Annotated in this window: 14 protein-coding genes and 2 pseudogenes; 6 read left to right on the top strand and 10 right to left on the bottom strand. The window is 65.7% G+C overall.

Features of this window, described 5'->3' with window-relative positions; genetic code table 11:
• Nucleotides 1-59: 59 nt before the first annotated feature.
• The 3 genes from NED97_RS15400 to NED97_RS15390 all read left to right on the top strand — a co-directional run bounded on the left by NED97_RS15400 (nt 60) and on the right by NED97_RS15390 (nt 3,360).
• Nucleotides 60-356, top strand: coding sequence for a hypothetical protein (locus NED97_RS15400; protein ID WP_252487900.1), 297 nt, complete (start codon nt 60-62; stop codon nt 354-356).
• Complete coding sequence (locus NED97_RS15395) at nt 356-1,333, top strand: ArsA family ATPase (RefSeq protein ID WP_252487899.1); 978 nt, start codon at nt 356-358, stop codon at nt 1,331-1,333. The genes NED97_RS15400 and NED97_RS15395 overlap by 1 nt, the downstream gene beginning before the upstream one ends.
• A 161-nt stretch (nt 1,334-1,494) precedes the next feature.
• Nucleotides 1,495-3,360, top strand: a complete 1,866-nt coding sequence (locus NED97_RS15390; RefSeq protein WP_252487898.1) for a carbon starvation CstA family protein — start codon at nt 1,495-1,497, stop codon at nt 3,358-3,360.
• A 144-nt stretch (nt 3,361-3,504) separates the two neighbouring features.
• Here the strand turns inward: NED97_RS15390 and NED97_RS15385 are convergent, their stop codons facing one another.
• From NED97_RS15385 to NED97_RS15360, 6 genes and pseudogenes are all read right to left on the bottom strand, one after another.
• Nucleotides 3,505-4,167: a hypothetical protein gene (locus NED97_RS15385; protein ID WP_252487897.1), complete on the bottom strand. Its 663-nt coding sequence runs from the start codon at nt 4,165-4,167 to the stop codon at nt 3,505-3,507.
• Between the two features lie 566 nt (nt 4,168-4,733).
• Nucleotides 4,734-5,927, bottom strand: a complete 1,194-nt coding sequence (locus NED97_RS15380; protein ID WP_252487896.1) for a redox-regulated ATPase YchF — start codon at nt 5,925-5,927, stop codon at nt 4,734-4,736.
• Between the two features lie 190 nt (nt 5,928-6,117).
• Nucleotides 6,118-6,397 (bottom strand): annotated as a pseudogene (locus tag NED97_RS15375) (hypothetical protein).
• An 80-nt stretch (nt 6,398-6,477) separates the two neighbouring features.
• The gene (locus NED97_RS15370) at nt 6,478-7,581 is read right to left on the bottom strand and encodes a pyridoxal-phosphate-dependent aminotransferase family protein (protein ID WP_252487895.1); all 1,104 of its coding nucleotides are present in this window, start codon (nt 7,579-7,581) and stop codon (nt 6,478-6,480) included.
• Between the two features lie 4 nt (nt 7,582-7,585).
• Nucleotides 7,586-8,305, bottom strand: coding sequence for a class I SAM-dependent methyltransferase (locus tag NED97_RS15365; RefSeq protein ID WP_252487894.1), 720 nt, complete (start codon nt 8,303-8,305; stop codon nt 7,586-7,588).
• 54 nt (nt 8,306-8,359) lie between these two features.
• Nucleotides 8,360-9,136 carry an NAD(P)H-hydrate dehydratase gene (locus NED97_RS15360; RefSeq protein WP_252487893.1) on the bottom strand — a complete coding sequence of 259 codons (777 nt, stop codon included), beginning with the start codon at nt 9,134-9,136 and terminating at the stop codon, nt 8,360-8,362.
• Nucleotides 9,137-9,255: 119 nt separating this feature from the next.
• Between NED97_RS15360 and NED97_RS15355 the strand changes: the two genes are divergently transcribed.
• Nucleotides 9,256-9,888, top strand: coding sequence for a phosphoribosyltransferase (locus tag NED97_RS15355; RefSeq protein WP_252487892.1), 633 nt, complete (start codon nt 9,256-9,258; stop codon nt 9,886-9,888).
• A 566-nt stretch (nt 9,889-10,454) separates the two neighbouring features.
• On the opposite strand, the pseudogene gdhB reads toward NED97_RS15355, so the two are convergent.
• The 3 genes and pseudogenes from gdhB to NED97_RS15340 all read right to left on the bottom strand — a co-directional run bounded on the left by gdhB (nt 10,455) and on the right by NED97_RS15340 (nt 14,930).
• Nucleotides 10,455-11,758 (bottom strand): annotated as a pseudogene (gdhB, locus tag NED97_RS15350) (glutamate dehydrogenase GdhB).
• A gap of 2 nt (nt 11,759-11,760) precedes the next feature.
• A complete protein-coding gene (locus NED97_RS15345; RefSeq protein WP_252487891.1) occupies nt 11,761-11,901 on the bottom strand; it encodes a rubrerythrin-like domain-containing protein in 141 nt (46 codons plus the stop codon).
• 113 nt (nt 11,902-12,014) lie between these two features.
• Nucleotides 12,015-14,930: a bacterio-opsin activator domain-containing protein gene (locus NED97_RS15340; RefSeq protein WP_252487890.1), complete on the bottom strand. Its 2,916-nt coding sequence runs from the start codon at nt 14,928-14,930 to the stop codon at nt 12,015-12,017.
• 93 nt (nt 14,931-15,023) lie between these two features.
• On the opposite strand from NED97_RS15340, the gene NED97_RS15335 reads away from it, so the two are divergent.
• Together NED97_RS15335 and NED97_RS15330 are read left to right on the top strand one after the other, a co-directional pair.
• Entirely contained in the window at nt 15,024-15,680 is a 657-nt protein-coding gene (locus NED97_RS15335; protein ID WP_252487889.1) for an ERCC4 domain-containing protein, read from the top strand.
• A 159-nt stretch (nt 15,681-15,839) separates the two neighbouring features.
• On the top strand, nt 15,840-16,553 hold the full coding sequence (locus tag NED97_RS15330; RefSeq protein ID WP_252487888.1) for a hypothetical protein: 714 nt from the start codon (nt 15,840-15,842) through the stop codon (nt 16,551-16,553).
• 111 nt (nt 16,554-16,664) lie between these two features.
• Here the strand turns inward: NED97_RS15330 and NED97_RS15325 are convergent, their stop codons facing one another.
• Nucleotides 16,665-17,519 carry a YihY/virulence factor BrkB family protein gene (locus tag NED97_RS15325; protein ID WP_252487887.1) on the bottom strand — a complete coding sequence of 285 codons (855 nt, stop codon included), beginning with the start codon at nt 17,517-17,519 and terminating at the stop codon, nt 16,665-16,667.
• Between the last annotated feature and the right edge of the window lie 65 nt (nt 17,520-17,584).

Below are 17,584 nucleotides of genomic sequence, written 5' to 3'. Positions count from 1 at the left end.
CGGTCCGCTAGTGGCGGGCCACGACACATTTGAGTCTCCGGCACTGAGGATGAGTGACGATGACACTCGCCGACCGGATCGCGACGTTTCGGGCCACGCTCGAGGAGTGGGTCCGCGGACTCTACCACGGGATGATCAGCCATCCCGCCTACGAGAAGATCGAAGCGGAGGCCGAAGACGCGGAGGACGGATTCATGCTCGCCTGTTTCCCGGACGCGTTCGGTATCCCGAGCCCGGTGTCGTACTACACGGCCGAACTCCTGCCGTACCTGGAAGACGAGTACGAGGCCTGGGAACGGCGGCTGTGGGATCGCCAGTCAGTCATCGAGCGCAAGGGCCACCAGTACCACTTCTGATGACCGAGTTCGTCTTCTTCGGTGGGAAAGGCGGGGTCGGTAAGACGACCGTCTCGAGCGCCTACGGTCTCGAGTGCGTCGGCGGTGGACTCGAGACGCTGCTCGTTTCGACGGACCCGGCACACAGCACGGCTGACGTCTTCGACCAGGAGTTCGGCGACGAACCGCAGCCCGTCGAGGGGTACGACGGGCTCTCGGCGCTCGAGATCGATCCGGAACAGGAGGTCCAGGACCACCTGCAGGGGCTCAAGCGCCAGCTGAGTTCGCAGCTGTCCGCGGCGATGGTCAACGAGGTCGACATTCAACTCGAGATGGCCCACCAGACGCCCGGCGCCTACGAGGCCGCCCTCTTCGATCGGTTCGTCGAGGTGATGCGAACCGCCGACCCGTACGATCGGGTGGTGTTCGACACGTCGCCGACGGGGTCGACGCTGCGACTGCTCGCGCTGCCGGAACTCCTCGAGCGGTGGATCGACCGGCTGATGGACAAACGCGAGCGCAGCATCGACCTCTACGAGAAGGCCGCGATCGGGAACCGGGAACCCCGGCGCGTGATGGACGGCGATCCGATCCTCGCGCGACTGCAGGAACGAAAGGAACGGTTCGAGTTCGCCGGGGAGGTGTTGCGCGACGACGCGGCGTTTTACCTCGTGATGAATCCCGACGAACTCTCGATCCGCGAGACGCGCCGCTCGGTCGAGACCCTCGAAGATGCGGCGCTTCCGGTTCGCGGTCTCGTGGTCAACCGGCTGACGCCCGAACCCGAACCCCACGAGGAGGGGAGAGGGGCGCGGTACCTCCGTCAGCGGGTCGCCACCGAACGCGACCGCCTCGAGCGGATCGAGCGCGAGTTCGCCGTTCCGGTCGTCGCGACGATCGAAACGCGCGTCGAGGAGGTTCGGGGCTCGATTCTTGAGGAAGTCGCCGCCGAACTCGAGGTCGCGGTCGAGGACGAGGGTTCAGTGCAATCCCGGTGAGGCCGACTCGATCGGTAGCACGCTATTGACTCGAGGTACTACCGGATTGCGCTCTCGAGGATAGAATCGTCACGGCTGTCGATAGGATAACCGGTCATTGGAACCTAAACAAATTATATTTATGGTCTGGCGGTTCGTTGCCCGTCACGTGAGCTCATAGCATGGTAGGTGTAATCTGGATCGTCGCACTGGTGCTGACGACGTTTACCGCCGCGTACATCGGCTACGGTCGGTACCTCTCGCAGTTCGTGGGGCTCGACGATAGTCGAGAGACGCCAGCGCACAAGTATCAAGACGGGCAGGAGTACGTCCCGGCGAAGAAGCCGGTACTACTGGGACATCACTATTCGAGTATCGCGGGTGGCGCACCCGTCGTCGGGCCGATCACGGCCGCACTGGTCTGGGGTTGGATCCCGGCCGTGCTGTGGGTTGCGATCGGGAACCCGCTGATGGGTGCGGTCCACGACTTCGTCTCGCTGTCGAGCAGCCTTCGACACGAGGGGAAGTCGATCGGCTACATCATCGGCGAGTACGTCGGTGAGCGAGGCAAGGATATGCTGTTGTGGTTCGCGTTCTTGCTGACGATTCTCGTCGTCGCAGTGTTCGCACTGGTCATCGGGGTCGTGCTGAACGCGTACCCGTCGGCAGCGACCGCGAGCCTGCTGTACATTACGCTCGCGTTCGTCTTCGGGGTCTGGCTGTACCAACTGGGACTTCCGTTCTCGGTCGGCACAGTCGTCTTCGTTGCGGGCGTCTTCGCGTCGGTCTGGATCGGTATCCAGTACCCGCTCGCGATCGTCCCCGGCGACTACCCCGACGGGACGATCGTGTTGCTCGAGTCGGCGGCGTTCTTCCCGGAACTGCTCGACAGTGCGAACATCGGCGCGTGGGTGCTGGTGATACTCGTGTACGGGGCCGCCGCGAGCATCCTGCCGGTCTGGATGCTGCTGCAGCCGCGTGACTACCTCTCGTCGTTCCTCCTGTACACGGGGGTCGGTGGGAGTTTGCTCGCGGTCATCGTCGGGACGTTCATCACCGGAATGGGAAGCGACGCGATCCACCCCGAGACCGGTGATCAGTTGAGCTTCGAGATCACGACCGGGGCCTGGTACGGCTTCCTCGGACAGGGCGGCCCGCTCGCGGAGATGCTTCCGCTCATGCCGCTGTTCCCGCTGTTGTTCCTCACCATCGCGTGTGGGACCATCAGCGGCTTCCACTCGCTGGTCTCCTCGGGGACGACGTCCAAGCAACTGAACAAGGAAACCGACGCCAAACTGATCGGCTACGGCGGGATGCTCGCGGAGGGACTGCTCGCGGCAGTCGCACTCTGTGCGGTGACGCTCGTCGCGATCCCGGCCGGTGCCGGCGGGATCGGACTGGCGCTGCCGAACTTCGCGACCGGTGGCGGCGCGATCCTCACCGCGCTCGGCGTTCCGTTCGAGTACGCCGCACCGTTTATGGCGCTCGTGCTCGCGAGTTTCCTGCTGACGAGCATGGACACGGCCGTCCGACTGGGTCGGTACATGTTGGAGGAGATCGTCGGTACGCCGGAGACGCAGGCCGAGGAGTACGCGGCCAACCGCTACGTCAACACGACGGTCATCGCCGTCGTCGCGTTCTTCCTGCTCGGCAGCGGCCGGTGGGAGGATCTCTGGACGCTGTTCGGCGGTGCGAACCAGCTGCTGGCGTCGCTGGCACTGCTGTCTGCCACCGTCTGGCTGGCCAACTGGAGCAAGTCTAAGCAGCTGATTTCGACCGGCGGCCCCATGGTGCTGATGGGAATCATCACGGTCGCCGGTCTCAGCTGGGTCGGGCTCTATCAGATCCTCGGCGGTCGGCTGCTCGGTATCACCGCCGACGCGGAGACGTCGCTGATCGGCCAGCTATCGGCCGTCGTCCAGATCGTCCTCATCGTGGTCCTCATCGGACTCGCGCTGTCGCTGTTCAAAATCGGCTACGACAACATGCAGACGGCCCGTGAAACGGGTGATGGCGTCGCAGCCGACGTGAGTACGGACGACGACTGATCGTGACGCCGGGTCGCGATTCCCGGCTGCAATGACGCTGTTTTTCGACTCGAGTCCGTTCGACTGCTGTCAGCCGCTCGTTTCGCATCTCTGGGCTGACGAGAGCAACGCCAACCGCGTGTACGGCTCGCGACCGCGGGGCGACTACAACTGCAGTCGCCGGGAGACGAGGTCGAGAATGCCCGGGTCCTCTTTCTCGATCGGATCCCAGAGCCGGAAAGCGGTCGCGACGTCGGTGTTCTCGCTCGCCGCCAGTTCCTCGCTGTCGGGGGCAACGACGACCAGATTGATTTCGTAGTGGCCGTGGAAGCCGTACTTCAGCAGCGTTCGACCGTCGAACCCGACGACGCGCTCGCGGATATTCTCGGGGATCGAGTCCGCGATCGCGACGAACGTAAATTCCGTCGAGAAGTGTTCTTCGTCCGGTTCGATCCACTCGTCAGCCAGTCGCTCGCCCAGTTCGACGAACCGATCGAGCGTTCGGTCGTCGACGCGGTCGACTCGCCCGACGAAGAGGTGTTCGGTCGAGCCGTGTTCGCCGAGCGAGAGCGACGGGTGGAGGAAGTGCTTCTTGCTCACGAGTTCCATCTCCCCGTACAGCGTGAACCGCTCGCCGTCGACCGCGAACTCCTTCTCGAGATCGTAGTTGTGCATCAGCCGGTCGCTCACCCGGTCGACGTACTCATCGTCCCAGTCGGGGACGTTCTCGAGGACCTCACTCGAGGGGAGGTCGGCTGGCTCGCCGTCGGTCTCGAGCGGCTCCGTCGTGCCGTCAGCGCCGTCAGGGTCGCGTGTGCGGTCACTCATGTGGATCATCAGTCCGGTCGTCGTGTGGGAGGTACCAGCCAAACGGGGCTGACTCGGCGAGTGGCGCGTCCATGCGGTCCGATGGCACGACGCGTCTAAAAGTCCGTCGGCACCGACCCGCGAGTATCGCGATCGCTCGTCCTCGCGATAACACTACCGCGACGAGAGCCCCTCCGCGTATCCGACCACCTGCGGGCAAGATCGCGAAGCGTGTGGCCGCTGCTCGATGTCAGCTGCAGGCCACCGCGAACGTCGATCGGGACGCCGAGGAACGGGCCAAAGGGGATCCCTCCGAGGAGGACCGGAATCAAGGTCGACGAAGATCAGTTACGGACCCCCTCACCGGATGCCCGGCTCTCGGAACTCCCGAGTCGCCTCGGCGACGCGGCTCAGCGCCTGATCTGGCGAGAGTAGGGAGACCGAGCCAGCGACACACCCGTCCCTTCGTACGACGGCGGTGTCACCCAGTACAGAGCCGTACACGCACGGTCATCGCCTGTCAAGAGTATCCCGTCTATCGGCAGTACGGTTTCGTCGAGAAATCCGACTGAGACAGCTGAGAGCCGTCAGTTCGTCGTAATAACCTCGATCACATCCCGCGATTCGACCTCGTAGCTCTTGCCGAGTTGGCGGTTCGACCGGCAGTCGATCGCGTGGAGGAAGCCGTCGCCGATGTCCGAGTGGAGGCTGTAGGCGAAGTCCTCCGCCGTCGAGTTCGGCGGAATCAGATAGCAGTCGGGGAGTACCTCGCCGCGTTCGTTGCCGAGCCCGTTGGCACCGCCGGGAAAGACCGGGACGACGCCGAGCACGTCGAACAGCGCGGTCTCGAGGGCCGCCTGGACGCCCGTCGCGCCGTACCGGTCGAGGAAGTCGCGGATCTCCTCGAGGCCCTGCTCTTGTTCGCCCGAAACGTCGCCCGTAATCTCGAAGTCGTCGTCGCCGGGACGGTAGTCGACGACGCCGGCCTTATCGGCCGACTTGAGCGCTCGCTCGGCGTGAGCGCTCGCGGGAACGATCGTCAGGTGTTCGTAGTCGGGATCGTTCGTGATCTCCTCGTAGTTCGCCTGCGCCTCCGGGGTGTCCATCTTGTTCGCCGCGATCACCATCGGCTTGGTCTCCGTGCGGATCTCGCGGGCGAGCGCGAGGCGGTCGTCGGCATCCCACTCGGTCGGATCGAAGCCGACGTCGACGCGGCGAACGAGACGCTTGATCTCGTCCTCGTTCGTCTTGAAGGCGCTCATCTGCTCGGCGAGTTCTTCCTCGATGGCGTCGTCCTCGGTCGTATACCCCGACTCGTAGCGCTCGATCCCCTTCTCGAGGATGCCCAGATACCACTGGTCGAGTTCCTCCTCGAGGAAGTCGATGTCCTTCCGGGGATCGTGGTCCTCGGTCGGCTCTCCCTCGAGATCGGTCTCGCCGGAGAAGTCGACGACGTGGATCAGGACGTCGGTCTCGTTCAGGTCGGTCAGGAACTGGTTGCCGAGGCCGGCACCCTCGTGGGCGCCGGGGATCAGTCCGGCGACGTCGACGAGTTTCGTCGGGACGAACCGCGTTCCGCGGTCGCAGTAGCCGACGTTCGGCGTACACTCCTCGTCGAACTCGGGGGCCGCACACTCGACGCGGACGTACGCTTCGCCCACGCTGGGGTCGATAGTCGTGAACGGGTAGGCCCCTTCCGGGACGTCGTTCATCGTGGCAGCGTTGAAGAAGGAGGACTTGCCGACGGACGGCTTGCCGACGAGTCCGATCCGGTAACTCATTGACTGGTCTGGACGGGCGGCACCTAAACGGGTTTCTGTCCGCCGTTACCGTGATACGTCTCGCCTTGACATCCTTCTCGCCCTAAAGGGCGGGCGTTCTCCTTGACTTCCGTAACAAACCGACATCGTAATCGCCCGGAACGGAGAGGAGTCGCCCGGAGGAGCGGCCGCCGTCGTGGTCAGCAATCGATTAGCTCAGGATCGCGCGCCAGCTCCAGCCGGCGAGGACGAGGACGATGAGCGCGAGGACGCCGAACGCAGCCCACTGCCCGCCCTGGGTGTCGGCGACGGGCGCGAGGACGTCCACGAGCCCCGGTCGCCTGCATCATCCCGACGACGAGCAGGAGCAACGCGAATATCGAGACGACGGCAATTCCGATCCAGTTGCGAGCCATCCACTTGCTCTCTTGCTCGGCCTCCTCCCTGTCTTCCGTCGGTTTCTCCGTCGGCTCCTGATCGGGTTCGTCCATGCGTAAAACTAGTCTAGACTCGTGGGAAACGGTTCCACCTGCAGGTTCCGGGTTCTCTCGGGACGTCGGGCGACTTTCGGTTAGTCGAGCGCGTCGGCGACCGCGTCCATCGCTCGCTCCACGCGATCCGTCCGCGCGTTGTGGCCCGTGTGACCGATCCGGAGGATCTCGTCCTCGAGGTCGCCGAGACCGGTCGCGAGGACGATATCGTGTTCCTCCAGCACCGCTTGCTGTAGTTCGGTAGCCCGCTCGACGTCGAGCGCGGTCACGGTCGGCGAACAGTCGGCCTCGTCGGCCGGGTACGTCTCCAGGCCGAGGTCCGCGGCGCGCTCGCGACACAGCGTCGCGGCCTCCTCGTGGCGTGCGAACACCTCGTCGAGTCCTTCCTCGAACAGCAGGTCGACCGCGGCGTCGAGTCCGTACAGGTTCGACGCGAGGTGCGTGTACGGGAACCACTCGTCGTCCGCGGCGGTTCGCCAGGGCTCGAGGTCGGCGTAGAACGTCGGGTTCTCGACGGACTCGATGCGGTCCCAGGCGCGCTCGCTGACCGCGCAGGTGGTGAGCCCCGGCGGCGCGCTGAGACACTTTTGGCTCGCACCGAGACAGACGTCGATCTTCCCGGTCGGAACGGGCGTTCCGCCGAGCGACGAGACGGCGTCGACGACCGAGAGCACGTCGTGCTCCTCGAGCAGGTCGAGGATCGGCTCGAGGTCGTTCAGCGTCCCGGTCGGCGTCTCGCAGTGGACCATCGTCGCGACGTCGAATGGCCCCTCTTCCTCGAGACAGTCCGCGACGGTCTCGGGGTCGAGCGTCTCGCGCCAGGGGACTTCGCAGACGACGGCCTCGCCGCCGTACCGCTCGACGAAGTCGGCGAACCCGTCGCCGTAGAGCCCGTTGGAGAGACAGAGCACCCGATCGCCCTCGCCGACCAGCGAGGCGACGGCCGCCTCGAGGCCGAGAATTCCCTCGCCGCCGAGGACGACGACGTCCCTCTCGGAGGCGTTCGCCCTGTCGGTTTCAGCTCCCGCGTGATAGACGGTCTCGAGTTTGCCCGTCAGCGACCGGTAGAACTCGAAGAACTCGGACTCGAGGTCGGGGTTCGGCGTCGGTTCGCTCATCGCCTGGCGGACGGCCTCCGGTACCTCCGTCGGACCGGGCGTCATCCGCAGTCTGTCGTCGGTCATAGCTCTATCGGCGCGTTCCGTTCAAATAAAAGTGAGCCGACCAGCCCGTGAGGCCGCCGTCACGACGCCGCCGCACCGTCCCGCGCACGATCGGCGTCGCCGGAAAGATCCCGAACGCGACGCGCTCGATCTCCTCGACGGCGAACGCGTCGTGACAGACGAACCGCTCGGCGGTCTCCCGGGTGAGCTGACAGCCGCCGGCGGCGCGGCTCCAGAGCGGGTTCAGGAGGTCCTGACCGGTCGCCCGCCAGCCGTCGGCGCGGACGTGCTCGAGGAACCGCAGTTCGCCGCCGGGTTTCAGCACGCGGGCGACCTCCTCGAGGGCGGCGTCGGGATCCGCGATGGTGCAGAAGACGAGGCTGGCGACGACGACGTCGAAGCTCTCGTCGGGGTAGGGAAGCGATTCGGCGCGGGCGTCCCGCAGGGTTACACTGCAGCCGGCCTCTCGCGCCTTCTCGACCGCCTGCTCCCGCATGTGGGGGTCGGGTTCGATCGCGTAGTAGGAGATGCGCTCGCTCCCGTCGGCGACGTACGGGAAGTTCGCGCCGGTTCCGGCCCCGACGTCGAGTACGCGCCCCGAGAGGTCGGCGGTCAGATACCGGCGGTGCGGTCCGAAGAGGAACCGGTCTGGGACGACCCGGTCGTAGACCGCCGCGACCAGCGGGTGGGAGATCTCGTCGCCGCTCGTCGCGGCCGTCGATCGCTCGTCGCCGTGGGAAGCCATACAGTCGAGCCGACGACGGACCGCCGGAAATGGGTTACGCCGTCCGCGGCGTCGTCAGCGGATCGTGTCCGGAATCCGGTCGATGACGTCGGTCGCGAGGACGCCCGGTCCGTACTCGGCCGTCGCGAGTTCGCCGCTCTTACCGAGGATCCAGGCACCGAGTTCCGCGGCGTCTTCGCGTTCCATCCCCTGGCCGAGCAGCGAGGCGGTGATACCGGTCAGGGTGTCGCCCGTACCGGCGACGGTCAGCGCCGAGGTTCCGGTATCGTTTTCCGCTCGCTCGCCGGCGGCGATGATCTCGTCGACGCCGCCCGTGAACGTGATGACGGCGCCCGTCTCCTCGGTAAACGCCTCGAGCGACTCGTAGGAGTCGGCGATCGTGTCCTCTTCGTCGTCGTTCGGCGTGAGCACCGCGTTCGAGAGGTCGGCCTCGAGCGCCGGTTCGATCGCGATGGCGTCGACGACGGTCGGGACGTCGATCCGGTCTATCGTCTCGCGAATCGCCGCCGGCTCGGCGTCGGCGAAGCCGGGACCGATTACCATCGCGTCCGCCCACTCGCCGACCTCGACGGCGCGCTCGACGGCGACCTGGTCGAACCGTTCTCCCTCGTACTTGCTGGCGAGCAGGTTCGGATCGTGGGTCGCGACGATCTCGTAGATCTCTTCGGTGACGACCGCGCGGACGTGATCGGAGCCGGTTCGAAGCGCAGCCCGGCCGACGAGCGCGGGCTGGTTCGGGTAGTCGACGCTGCCGGCGACGATACCGACGCGGCCGTTGTCGGTGCCTGACTCCTCGGAAATGTTCGAGAGCGTTCGCTGGAGTCGTCCCATACCGGTGTTGCCGGTCGGCGACGGGTAGCCGTTCGGCAGGCGTGTTCCGGTCAGCGAGTGGACTCACTGCCGTCACATGCTACGCCAAAGCATAGAACGTGGCCGTCGTAGGGACGACCATGTTCGCGGATCGAACCGACGCCGGCGATCAGCTCGCAGCGGAACTCGAGCGTCGCGGCCTCGAAGCCGACGTCGTCCTCGGGATCCCTCGCGGCGCGTTGCCGGTCGCTCGACCGGTGGCCGACGCGCTCGAGGCCGATCTCGACGTCGTCGTCGCCAGAAAGATGGGGTCGCCGAACAATCCCGAACTGGCGATCGGTGCGGTCGCGAGCGACGGCAGCGTCTGGCGAAACGAGAGGCTCATCGACCGGCTGGGCGTCTCGGAGGCGTACCTCGAGGACGTCCGCGAAGAGGAGGCCGAGAACGCCCGACAGAAGGCCGACCGCTATCGCGAGACGCCCGGGCTGCCCGATCTCGAGGGAAAACGTGCCGTCGTCGTCGACGACGGCGTCGCGACCGGTGCGACCGCAATCGCCTGCCTTCGCCAGGTGCAGGATTCCGGGGCCGAGTACGTGGCACTCGCGGTTCCCGTGGGTTCACCCGACTCGATCGAGGCTCTGGAGGACGAAGCCGACGACGTGATCGCGCTCCAGACCCCCGCGAGCTTCCAGGCTGTTGGACAGTTCTACCGGAACTTCGGTCAGGTGAGCGACGAAGAGGCGATCGAGTACCTCGGAGGAAGCGATCGGTAGCCGGCTCGAGGTCGGTCTGGATGGGGCGCCGATCCGGTCGCTATCGTGACGGGTACCCGAAACGCCGTACTAACGGGCCATCGAACCGACTCGGTCGCAATCGTCGGTGAAACAGCCGCTCGCTACACGTACAACCTTATCGGGGCGATCCGACCGATAGCGAGACTCGACTCAGTCAGCACTGTGGAGAGGCACGAATCCACAGTTCGAGCAGCCGTTGTGTTTCGTCGTTCGATAGCTCAATTCGTAGTTACACTCTACACAGTTGTAATGTGATTTCGTCATCGAACGCGGGTACATCAGAGAAGATCATATGCCTTGTGTACGTGGCGGTCACGAAATAGTAATTCCGCGATACGCCTGGTCCGTACTGATCGGTCACGCCGACCGATTCGGTGCCGGGCGCTATACCCGCCTCCAGTCGGTCACGGTACTACTTCGTAGATACGGACCCCGTACACCGGTCTGTGCTTCTCCCGTACCGAGTAGCGCGGAGTTGGCACACAGCACTCGCCGAGTATTTCGACGGCGCCACCGAAACGGAATCGGGAACTCGAGTTCGCGTCTCAGGGCCAGAGCCCGCGCGCCTCGTGGGCCTCGCCGATCCGCGAGAGCGCGACGACGTAGGCCGCGTCTCGCCAGGAGACGTCCCGCGTCTCGACTTCCTCGCGGAGCTCGTCCCATGCCCGAACCATCTCGGCCTCGAGTTCCTCGTTGACCTCCTCGAGGCTCCACTTCCGGCGGTTGATGTCCTGGAGCCACTCGAAGTAGCTCACCGTCACCCCGCCGGCGTTGGCGAGGATGTCCGGAATCACGCGGACGCCGCGCTTCTCGAGGATCGTGTCGGCGGCGAACGTCGTCGGGCCGTTCGCGCCCTCGACGACGATCTCGGCCGCGATGCTGTCGGCGTTGTCCGCGGTGATGACGTTCCCGACCGCGGCGGGGATCAGCACGTCCACCTCGAGCTCCAGTAACTCCGCGTTCGAGATGCGCGTTCCCTCGGCGTTGTTGGTGACTGCTTCCGGTTCCTCGTCGTGAGCGGGGATGCTGGCGACGTCGATTCCGCTGGGATCGTAGACGCCGCCGGTGACGTCGCTGACGGCGACGACGGTCGCGCCCCACTCCTCGAGCAGGCGGGCGGCGTTCGCACCCACGCTGCCGAATCCCTGAACGGCGACGGTCGTCTCCTCGAGCGGGGAGTCGTAGTACGCACAGGTCTCGCGCGTGACGATCGCGACGCTGCGACCGGGTGCCTCCTCGCGTCCGTAGCTGCCGCCGATGGCGGGCGGCTTGCCGGTGACGGCGCCGGGGATCGTCTCTCCCTCCTGCATGCTGTAGGCGTCCATCAGCCAGGCCATCGTCTGCGGATCGGTCCCCATGTCGGGTGCGGGATGTCTTTCGTCGGCCCGATCACCTCGCGGATTTCCTGGGCGAACCGACGAGTGAGCCGCTCTTTCTCGCCGTCGCTCAGCGACTTGGGATCGACGACGATCCCGCCTTTCGCGCCGCCGAAGGGGAGATCCATGACGGCGCACTTCCAGGTCATCCACATCGCGAGCCCTACGCACTCGTCGCGCGTGACCGCCGGGTGATACCGTAGTCCGCCCTTGAACGGACCGCGGACGCTGTCGTGCTGGGCGCGGTACCCCGTGAAGATCTCGATCGAGCCGTCGTCGCGCTCGAGCGGGACGGTCACCTCGTGGACCTTTGTCGGATGCTTGAGCCGCTCGAGGACCGTGTCGTCGAGCGCCAGGTGGGTCGTAGCGCGACGCAGCTGTCTGCGCGCTGTCTCGAGCGCCGTCTCACGCTCGGTGGCCTCCGAGGCCGGCGCGTCGGCTGGGGGCGAGGAAGAACGCTGTTGTGAACTCATCGTCACTCGAGCGGCGTCTGACGGTTACGCATGTCGGCGCCGCAGTCGGGACAGGCAGCCGACGACACTGCCCTGACGACGGTCCCGCACGTGAAACACTCGTAAGTCGATTCCTCACTCGGGTCGAGTTCGACGTCTTTCATGATGGGCACGACGAGCGATTCTGATCGGGGCGTCGTCGCGTATGGACAATATTAGGGATATTAGGATGAGAGTGTTCGTCAGATAACTAGCGCCAACGTTTCTTCGGGGTTCACTATTCAACACCTGGTGCGGCGTCAGCCGGGAGGCCGGCCTCCTCGAACAGGACCACGAAGAGCGAGCGCTGGACGCGCCTGATGTGACGGTAGAACGCGGCCGGGGAGATGTCGAGCGTCTCGGCGACGTCTTCGCCGGATCGCTCGCGCGGAGATTCGAAGTAGCCGCCGTAGTAGGCCATCTGGACGACCTCGAGCTGTCGCTCCGTCAGCCGGTCGACCAGCTCCGAGTGCAGATCGCGCGGCGACGTTCGTTCGACGGTCCGTTTCGATCGGAGTTCGACCTCCGTGAAGGCGTTCGTGACGAGATCGACGCTGCCGCTCGCGTTGACGGCGCTCGGCACGTCGACGACGAGCTGTGCGGCCTCCGGCGTCGCCTCGAGGCGGCGCAGGACGACCCCGTGATCCGCGAGCTGAAGCGCCAGAAACGGCTGCGTGAGCTCGAGGAGCACCGTCCCGCCGGGTCCGTCGCCGGCTTGCTCGACGCTGATGACTCGGACGTCCTCGACGGCGACGAGGTCGGCGGCGGCGGTCGCGACGTCGGCTACCGGCGCTCCGTCGACCGTTACGAACACGGAGATCCGTTCGTCGTGCTGGCGAACGCCGCCGTCGAACGAGAGCACGCAGTCGGCCCGGCGTGCGAGCTGCGTGAAGACGAAGCTATCGTCGTTCACGTCGAACTCGAAGCGCGTCCGCGAGTCGGTCAGCAGCGCGCGCTTGCGCTCGACCGCGGCGATCGCGGAGGCGATCGTCTCGCCGAGTTCCGCGAGGACCGCGCGCGTGGTTTCGTCGAACGCGTCGGGCCGGTCGGCGTAGACGGTCAACACGCCGTAGGTGAACTCGTCGTACGCGAGCGGAACGCCGATCGCCGACTGGTAATCCCGCGAGAGTGCGGCCTTCCGCCACGGTTCGTCGTGAAGGCGGTCGACGACGTTCGGAACGACCGTCACCTCGCGCGTCGCAGCCGTGCGCGCCGCGGGTTCGGTCGCGTCCGCGAGCGAGAACGAGACGCTGTCGAGGTACTCCTGGCCTCGCCCGGTGCCGTCGTGGGCGTTCGACTCGAGGCGGTCGCCGGCGGCGTCGGTCGTGCCGATCCAGGCGAAGGCGAACCGTTCCGCCGCCGTGAGCCGCTCGCAGACGGCGCGTTCGATCTCGTCGCGGGTCTCGGCCCGGACCAGCGCGGCGTCGATCTCCCTGATGATCTCGTTCACCTGATTGAGGCGGGTAAGCTGCCGGTTGCGGCGTTTGAGCTCCCGGTCGCGTTCGCGCAGGGTCCGTTCCCGTTCGACTCGATCGAGCGCCGCCTCCGCCGTCGCCGCCAGCAGCTCGGTCAGCTCTCGCGAGACGTCGTCGAAGGCGTCGACCGTCGGTGAGCCGGCGACGAAGACGCCGTGATCGCCCAGGGGAACGAAACCGGCGCTTCGAAGCTCCGTGGTCGGATTCGACAGCGACGACGACTCGTGGACGTCCGCGAAGAACCGCGGTTCGCCCTCGACGAAGACCTGGCCCGGAACGCTCTCGTCGTTCGCTCGTCTGGTCGGTAACGGTCCGTGTAGTCGGTCCATTCCCGGCGAGGACGCGACCGGTTGTAACACGTTCTCGTCGGTGTCGAATCGGAAGGCCGCGCTGGCCCCCAGGTCGAGCACGTCCGTGCCGTCCGCGACGATTCGGTCGGCGATTTCGCGGTCCGTTTCGGCGTACAGCAGCGCTCGAGCGGTCCGGTGGAGCGCCGTCAGCGCTTCCTCGCGGCGCTTGCGTTTAGTAACGTCGCGGCAGCTGTAGAGGATCGTCCCGTCCTGAATCGACACCTCGCGGACGTTGACCAGCAGGGTGTGCTCGCGTCCCGCTTTGTCCGTCGCCGTACACTCGATATTCGTCAGGACGCCCTCCTCGGCGAGTTCCTCGCGATCGAAGAGCTCCGGTGCGAGCAGCTCGTCGATCGTCCCCATTTCGTGGATCTCGTCGTCGGTGTAGCCGAAGATGAAGTGGACGTTCGGACAGACGTAGGTGAACGCACCGTCGTCGTCGGTGATGAGGACGGTGTCGGTCATGTTGTTGAGCGTCACCCGGTGGAGTTCCTCGGACTCCCGAAGCTCCGCCTCGAGTCGGACGCGTTCGGTGACGTCCGTCGCCTGGGCGAACAGCGAGACGACCGTTCCGATCTCGTCTCGCACCGGTCGCACCGATACCTCGAAGGTCCGCGCCCCACCCGCGTCGGTTCGGTCACGTTCGGTCTCCGGCGGTACCGTTCGAGTCAGTTCTCGGTGTGCGGCCGTTCCGTCCGCTGCCCGCTCTACTGCGGTCCGGATCGCTTCCCGTCCGTCTTCGGTACGCTCCCACCAGGGGAGCGCCCAGAACGGACGGCCCTGGACGTCGCTTTCGGTCGCGTCGATCGCCTCGAGTGCGCCCGTATTCGTCCGGCGAACGTCACCGTCGGGCTCGAGCACCCACGAGTAGGTGTCCGAATCCTCGAAGATCGACTCGAACTGGCGGGCGCGTTCCTGCGCGGCTCGATCCGTTTGACCTCGCGCGATCGCGCTGTCGATCGCCGCCGCGAGCGAGTCCCGCCGCTCGCGGGGCACGTACTCGGTGACACCCGCGGCGACCGCGTCGCTGGCGAGCCTCTCGTCGCCGTTCGCCGGTGCGAACACGACCGGCAGATTCGGCTCGCGGTCTCGAATCGTCTCGAGCAGGTCGAGGCCGTTCGTCGTACCCAGTTCGTGAGCGCACACGATACAGTCGATCGCGTTCGACTCGAGGGACTCGAGCGCCGCCTGCGCGCTCGCGAACGAGCGTACGTCGGCGACGGCGTCCGTCTCGCGTGCACGCTCTGTGATCGTGGTCGTCTCCTCGTCCGCGGGGGCGGGTTCGACGACGAGGAGACGGGTATCGTCGCGAGTCCGTGCGAAAGCCATTCGTCGACACTATGTGTCCGCGCTGATAGAAGGTACCGGTCTTCGTTACTCCGACCGGTACCCGTTCCCCGATCGAGACCGTACTACTCGCGTATGCGCGTCGCGGTTACCGTCGACGACCGGGAGCCCGCCGGACTGATCGAGGCCGTACGGAGCCACGCCGACGTCTCGGACGTCGCGATCGATCGGCTCCCCGCCGGTGACCTCGTTATCGGATCGGTCGCCGTCGAGCGGAAAACGCCCCGCGATTACGTCAACGGCGTCATGGGTCGTGCCGGCCCGGATCTCCACGAGCAACTCGAGCGACTGGCCGCGAGCTACGACCACCCCTACCTGCTTCTCGAGGGGGACTTTGCGGATCTCGACGCGCTGCGAACGAGCGTCGATCCGGCCGCAATTCGGGGCTCGATGGCGTCGATCACGGCCCGACAGGCGGTTCCAGTTATTCCCTGTACGGATCGTCGACGGCTCGTCGACTTCGCGGTCCGACTCGGACGCAAACACGCGGAGGATCCCTCCCGGCGACGGCTCCCCACCGGCTCGGTTCCGAGCCGTCGCGAACCGATGACGAAGCGGATGTACGGCTGTATCGACGGTATCGGGCCCGGACTCGCGGCGACGCTGTACGAGGCGTACCCGACCGTCGCGGGCCTGCTCGAAGCGAGCGTTTCGGACCTCGAACGGATCGACGGGATCGGCGAGACGCGAGCACGGGCGATCCACGCAGCATTTCACGGCTCAGAACGGTAACAGCTGATTCAGGATCCGGAAAGCGGTTTGCCGGCGGTTTTGAATCGAGCGAAACCGGGCGGATAACGGCCCACTAATTATCAGACATCGATTGTTTCACTCCTTTCAACAGTGTATATGATAGTGATAGTGACATACGAGTTCGGTGAGGAGTGGAGTATGTCGAACCACAATAGACGGAGTCTGATCGCGGGAGGGGCAACGCTGCTGATCGGTGGCACGCTCGCATCACTCACGACGGTCGGTGCGCGAGACGACGATCCCGCCGAGGAAGAACTCGAACTGTCGGTCTCCGCGTCCGATTCGACGCCCGTTCGAGAGGGCCACGCGGATTTCCTGGTCACGGTGACGAACCGCGGCGACGCCCCAGTCTCGGTGCCGGTGGTCCTCGAGATCGCACACGTCTACGACGAACTCGAGACGCTCGAGCTAGCGCCGGGCGAGAGCGGGGACGCGTACGCGAGTCTCGAGGCCAGAAGCCTCGGCTCGGGCGAGCACGACTGGACGGTTACCGCCGGCGGCGAGGTCGAGACCGGCACGGTGACCGTCGAGTCCCACGACGAGTACGACGAGGATCGCGAGGATCTCGAACTGACGGTGCACCTCCACGACGGAGCGACCGTCCGGATCCAGGACGGCGAAACCACCGCCCGAATCGGGTGTAACATGACCGTCTTCAACCACGACGACGACCCCGTTTCGGCGGAAGGATCGTTCGAGATTGCCGGCGAACACGAGCCGATTTCCGTCGAACTGGACGGTCGTGACTCCGAATATATCTCCGCGGCGGTCGAACTCGAGCGGGGGGAACACGAGTGGACTGCGACGGTCGAGGACGAGACCGAAACCGGCACGCTGGTCGTCGTTTGCTGAGCGTCGGAAGATCGATCTGCGACTCTCTGTCGGGACCGACAGCGTCCGAACGACGACAGTACGAGCGACTGACGAGGGCGTTTCCGTTCCGTCGCGTTTTCGACTCGACGGTCAGGCGTCTTTCAGCCACACCTCCTGCATGGGAACCCACTCCTCCTCGGGATCGACGCGCCCGGCCAGAACGGCGTTGAGTACGGCACCCAAAAGGAGACAGAGTCCGCCGAGGTAGACCCACGTCAGGATCAACAGGATCGCACCGGCGATGCCGAAGAGCGCGACGCTCTCGGAGGTGACGACGTAGAATCGAAATCCGGCGGCGAGGATCGTCCAGGAGAGCGCGGCGAGCATCGTTCCCGGAAGCACCTCGGTTACCGAGACGTCCGCCTGCGGAAAGAGGTAGTACATCGGGAAAAAGACGATCGGGAGGAGCACGGCGAGAACGAGAGCGCTTCCGATCGCCGCCAGCATCCCGCCGGCTTGCACCGGGAGGCTAATTCCGACGACGCTCACCAGGGCGATTCCGAACGCGAACGTCGCCGTCAGGAGCAAGGCGTTGACGACGGTCACGGCGGTTACGGTGGCGACGTTACCGACGTACGACTGGTCGTCCCGGGAGTCGTACACGTCGGTAAATGCGCTGTTAACCGCCTGGAACAGTCGGGCCGCGCTCCACACCAGAATCACGAGCGCGATCGACCCCGCTCGCACCCGGTCGCCGGTGGTTCCGGCTGCTTTCTCGACCCCGTCTTCGGTCACCACCCCCTCGAGACCGGTCGCCGATTCGAGCCCCCGGAGGATCGGCTCGAGCGCGTCGACGAGCGTCGCACCGACGAGAACGAGGATGACGAGCGGAACGAGCGTGTTGAACGCGTGATAGGCCAGTCCCGCGGATTTGACGCTGATCTGTCGTTCTCGACTGACGGCCGTGACGTCAGTGGCCAACTCGAGCCACCACGATCTGCCCATGACTGGTCGTCGTCATCCACGAGGAAATCGATTCCCCCGGCGATAGAACGGGAGCCGACGGGACC

It is taken from the genome of Natronococcus sp. CG52 (assembly GCF_023913515.1).
Taxonomy (GTDB): Archaea; Halobacteriota; Halobacteria; order Halobacteriales; family Natrialbaceae; genus Natronococcus; species Natronococcus zhouii.
Note: the sequence above shows the minus strand (reverse complement) of the source record. Positions and strands in the feature narration are given on the sequence as shown.